The sequence below is a fragment of the Streptomyces sp. NTD91 genome (assembly GCF_059510455.1).
In genome coordinates, this window is sequence record NZ_JCAJZW010000130.1 from 1 (window position 1) to 1,142 (window position 1,142).

Here is a 1,142-nt window from a genome sequence, read left to right on the forward strand (position 1 = left end):
GACGTAGGACACCCGGCCGGAGACCACCGATGTCGAGTTGCCGGTGAGCAGATGGCCGCGCACGTCGTCCGGAACGTCGGTGAGGCCGGCGCCGTACTCCTGGTTGCTGGCGCCGACGAACACGCCGGCGCGACCGCCCCGCGCCGACTCGGGGTCGATGCCCGCGTGTTCGAAGGCCTCCCAGGACGTCTCCAGCAGCAGCCGCTGCTGCGGGTCCATGGCGACGGCCTCGCGGGGCGAGATGCCGAAGAAGGCGGCGTCGAAGTCCCCGGCGCCGGTGAGGAAGCCGCCCTCGCGGGCGTAACTTCCGTCCTGGCCACGGGAGTCCGGGTCGTACAGGGCCTCGACGTCCCAGCCGCGGTCGGTGGGCCACGCGGAGACGGCGTCCACGCCGTCGACGAGGAGCTGCCAGTAGTCCTCGGGGGACCGCACCCCGCCGGGGAAGCGGCAGCTCATCCCGACGATGGCGATGGGCTCGTCCCCGCGCGACTCCAGCTCCTGAAGCCGGCGCCGCGTCTCGGCGAGGTCGGCGGTGACCCACTTGAGGTAGTCCCGGAGCTTGTCTTCATTCGCCATTGGAACTTGCCCCATACGTTGTTGGCGGTAGGAACGGTTCGGCCTGCTGCGGCTGCGACGCCGGCGCTCAGGACCGGCCGAGCTCCCGATTGATGAAGTCGAAGATCTCGTCGTCCGACGCCGCCTCGAGCTGCCGGGTAACCGTGGCCTTGGCATCGGCCTCGTTCTGATCACCCAGCTCCGCCAGCATGCTGCGCAAACGCGCCTGGGCGAGAGCCCTGACGCCCATCTCTGGGGAAAGCCTTGAAATCGTGGCGGCCAGCCGGTCCAGCTCGGCGACCAGCGCACTCTCCGCGTCGGCCGTCTCCGCGCCGAACACCTCGTCGTCGAGGAACGCTGCCAGGTCACGCGGCGTCGGGCGGTCGAAGACGAGGGTGCTGGGCAGCTTCACCCCGGCGTCGGCGGAGAGCCGGTTGCGCAGCTCCACGGCGGTCAGGGAGTCCACGCCGAGTTCCCGGAAGGCCTGGGCGGACCCGACGGCCCCGGGATCGCCGTGTCCCAGCACCTCCGCCGCCCGTCGGCGCACCAGGTCGAGCAGGGCCTGCCGCCGCTCGTCCTGCGGCTGC

Annotated in this window: 2 protein-coding genes; both read right to left on the minus strand. The window is 71.5% G+C overall.

Annotated features, from left to right (window positions below):
• Positions 1-576: beta-ketoacyl synthase N-terminal-like domain-containing protein (locus AC5WRT_RS38880; protein ID WP_496098927.1), on the minus strand; the 576-nt coding region annotated here is incomplete at its 3' end.
• Positions 577-643: 67 nt separating this feature from the next.
• The coding region (locus tag AC5WRT_RS38885) for an acyl carrier protein (protein ID WP_496101097.1) at positions 644-1,142 on the minus strand (499 nt) is incomplete at its 5' end.